5 protein-coding genes are annotated in these 3,597 nt (G+C 59.6%); all 5 read left to right on the top strand.

From position 1 onward, the window contains the following. The coding region (locus QZY07_RS08990; protein ID WP_295401714.1) for a VWA domain-containing protein at positions 1–1,028 on the top strand (1,028 nt) is incomplete at its 5' end. Between the two features lie 62 nt (positions 1,029–1,090). Further along, the gene (gene nrdD / locus QZY07_RS08985; protein ID WP_295401712.1) at positions 1,091–1,258 is read left to right on the top strand and encodes an anaerobic ribonucleoside-triphosphate reductase; all 168 of its coding nucleotides are present in this window, start codon (positions 1,091–1,093) and stop codon (positions 1,256–1,258) included. A 348-nt stretch (positions 1,259–1,606) separates the two neighbouring features. Further along, positions 1,607–2,020: a hypothetical protein gene (locus tag QZY07_RS08980; RefSeq protein WP_295401710.1), complete on the top strand. Its 414-nt coding sequence runs from the start codon at positions 1,607–1,609 to the stop codon at positions 2,018–2,020. 280 nt (positions 2,021–2,300) lie between these two features. Continuing rightward, positions 2,301–2,921 carry a hypothetical protein gene (locus tag QZY07_RS08975; RefSeq protein WP_295401708.1) on the top strand — a complete coding sequence of 207 codons (621 nt, stop codon included), beginning with the start codon at positions 2,301–2,303 and terminating at the stop codon, positions 2,919–2,921. A gap of 113 nt (positions 2,922–3,034) precedes the next feature. Continuing rightward, a complete protein-coding gene (locus tag QZY07_RS08970; RefSeq protein ID WP_295401706.1) occupies positions 3,035–3,502 on the top strand; it encodes a primase-helicase zinc-binding domain-containing protein in 468 nt (155 codons plus the stop codon). Positions 3,503–3,597 lie beyond the last annotated feature (95 nt).

The raw sequence follows: 3,597 nt of genomic DNA, 5'->3' as shown, positions 1-3,597 counted from the left end.
AGGATTCCAAGGGTGACTCCGGGGACGATTCCGAGGGTGGCTCCGGGGGTGGCTCCGGGGACAATTCCGGTGACGGCTCCGAGGATGAATCCAAGGGTGGCTCCGGAGGTGGCTCCGGGAACGATTCAGGGAACGATTCAGGGAAGACGTCAAAAACCCTCCAACAGGTGTTGGAGGCCGGAGAATACGATCTCGATCAGGATCTCTTCGAGACCGCCAAGACCCTGTTGGAAACCGAGTCGAGAAGGAACGGACACCAGACCATGCTCCCGATCGGTGAGGAAGCCTCTCTTCTGTGTTCAGCAGGGAAACGCCTTCTCCATGACGTGCAAGGGGAATCGCGGGCCTTAACGGCCCGACTGCAAGGATTGGTGCAATCCGCCCGAATGGATCGGCCATACGCCGGCCATCAGGGGAAAAAGCTGGTCGCTCACCGTCTGCACCGCGCGGGCGTTGGCGATTCGAGGCTGTTCGTCCGGAAGACGGAACGGACGGCACCGAACACGGCGGTGCATCTTCTGATCGACCTGTCGGGGTCAATGGGGAACTATTACGGCAGCGAATCGCAGAGCGACATCGCTCAGAAGTCCGCTTTGGCGCTGGCACTCGCACTCGACACCATTCAAGGCGTGTCGGTCGCGGTGACCGCATTTCCAGGCTTCCATGGGGAGGACGAAACGGTCTCCCGCCTGATCCAGCATGGGCAACGGCCCGCCAGACGTGCGGGCGCTTTCCTGCAACAGCCGCGCGGTAGCACACCCTTGACGCAGGCGTTGTGGTACACCGCCGCCGATCTCTTGCAGCGGCAAGCGCGGAAGCGGGTGATCCTGGTGATGACCGACGGCAAACCTGGTGACGTGATCGGGGCGACGAACATCATCGAACAATGCCAGGCAACTGGCATCGAGATCGCCGGCATTGGCATCAAAATCGACGTGTCGTGGCTGTTTCTACGTCACATCCAGATCGATTCCCCTGCCGATCTTAAGAAAACGCTGTTCGGTCTCGCCGAGCAGTTCCTCGTTTAGTGCCACGACCGCCCGCGGGTCCACCGATCTTTTCGGCGGTTCTGCGGGCACGGAGAGGGTCGATGAAAAAACCTGACCAGCAAGAGATCGGCCTGTCCGATACCGAACGCACACCGTGCGAAGTGTGGACTCGCGTCATGGGGTATCACCGCCCGGTGTCGGCTTTTAACAATGGCAAACGCGCCGAACACGCCGAACGACGCCTGTTCCGCGAGATCAAGACGCACTGATCGTGCGTTGACTTTCCGCCCGGCAACCGCCTGGTTCATTCCCCTCTGGGGATCGCTCCCCATGGGGCGGTCCTTTTTCACCGAAGCGATGGATTTCGGGGCCAATGCGTCCCGGAACCTGTCCCCTCCGCATCCCCGTTGGGTGCGTGTCGAGCGGACAGGTTTCCTGCGATCTCACCTGGTTGAGGTCGTCATCGCCTGCGCGGGCGATCCATCAAGACCGCGCGCACCACCGGCAAGCCTCGCGCTTGCACTCAACTCGCCAGCATCCGCTGGTTCAACCCCCTGGGGAGATTTGCATCTTCCCTTTGGGAATCATGCGTTTCCCCGATTTCTCGGAGAAAACGCATGAATAATCAACATCTGTATTACCTGAACGGTTCCTGCATCGGCCACGAGAACGCCGAACGCCGCCGTCACGCGGTATTGGCGTGGCTGGGACTGCCCTGCGCCGCCGTGCCGTTAGACACCGACGAACACCTTCAGGCTTACCAAAAGGCTATGCGCCTCGGGGAAGCGCACCACCAACACACCGGACAACGTTGTCCGGCCCTGCTCACCCCGGAACTGATTGGTCTTGAAAATGCGCGCGTGGCGATCCTCGACCCCGAAGGTCGGGAAACCCGCCGTTTTTGGGTCGGCAAATCGACCGGCTGGATGCCTGTTCACCTGTCGCTTCCGCGCTTCAACACGCACGGTGGCTTCCCGGTGGATCTTGACCCTGGCGATCAGGTCCGGATCGTGCGCCGCCAGCGGATCTAGCCGATGAGCACGTATCGGCTCGTGACCAATGATGGGCGAGAACTTCGCACGTCGGAAATCCTGGAGTCGCTCTGCGGCTTTCCGGGTTGCCTGATCCAAACCTGGATCGATCGCCAGGGGCTGGGTCTCGGCCCCTGTCCATGCTCCAAACGGGGCATTCCGCATCAACTCGGCGGAGTTCGTCCGCCAATTGATGTCGCGATAAGTCCTGGACCGGCGCGGTGGTTCGCGCCCGGTCATGAAGTCAAGCGAAATCGCCAGATCGCTGGCATTCACCCCCATGGGAGACGCACTCCCACTGGGGGCGTCTCCCTTGACAAACGGAAAAATGACGATGAATCAATATTTTGTGAGCAAAGACATGATCGTGCGCGTCAATGTCACCGTGACGGCGGCCTCCGAAGACGAGGCGCTCGCCTTCGCGAAACAGCACAACCGCCAGCTCGATTGGGAGCACGAAGACGATTCGTTTTTCATCGAATTCAACCATCCCTGTTGGCTGGTTGAACAATGCGACCTCCCAGCACCGAGTTTCGACCATGCCGAACGGCTCGAAAGCGTGCTCGTGAAGGCGCGGGAATATCTCTTCCCGACCAGTCCAGGAATCGATGGGATCTACGCCGATTGGCTGGAAAATCTCATTATTAATCAATCGGACGCTCTCGATACGATCGAAACCGACAGACCGAAGAACGCTCCCGGCCCGATCGTCTGGGTCGATGCAGACAAGCGCCGCTTCAGCTTTATGGCGTCGGACGCTTTGTTCCGCCTCGTGTTGTTGGCGCGGGCAGCCGGCTTGTCGACGCCGGAGACCGAGGAGGCGCAAGCCTTCTGTGCACGATACGGAAACAAGCTGGATGCGTTGTTGACGACGGTTCAGGTCGGCGAAAGCCAGCGATAGACGCCTTTCCGATCGGAAAGGCCAATACCAATACCTCTCACCCTGGCGGGAAGCGTCTCCCCGCGAGGGGTACGTCTTCCTTTTTTCAACGAGTTTGAAGCATTGGAGGTCGTATGACATTAGACGCGACGCAGGTCAGAACACACGCGCAGGGCCGCTGGATCGGCATCCTGCATGGTCTGGTTCCGGCGTTGGAGTCCGCCCTGGAGCGTCCAGGCCGACATGGTCCATGCCCCATTCATGGCGGCAGCGATGGGTTTCGCGTCTTTCGGGATGTCGCCCACACCGGCGGGGGCATCTGCAATTCCTGCGGGGCCTTCGCGGATGGGTTCGCGCTGCTGAGGTGGCTGACCGGCTGGACCTTTCCCGTCGCACTGGAGGCCGTTGGCGTGTCCTTAGGATTGACCGAGCAGGTTGATCGGCTGCCCGTTCGGGCGGTGGCTGCACCTTCGGCATTGAAGGCGCGATCGGTCGCCGCCTGTCAACAGGCGTTACGGTCGACCTGGGGCGAGTCGCTTGCTCCCACCGATCCGGCGGCTTGGCCACTGTGGCGCTATTTAGTTCTACTTTGTTACCTTTAAATACCGTGTAATAAACTGAATTTTATATTATTTTTTATTGAATGCGATAAATTTTCATTTACTATGCTCCCAATGGAAGTGGATATTGGTGGTTT

It is taken from the genome of uncultured Thiocystis sp. (assembly GCF_903866365.1).
Lineage (GTDB): Bacteria > Pseudomonadota > Gammaproteobacteria > Chromatiales > Chromatiaceae > Chromatium.
The sequence above is the reverse complement of the archived record's forward strand: the minus strand, read 5'-3'. Positions and strand labels throughout refer to the sequence as shown.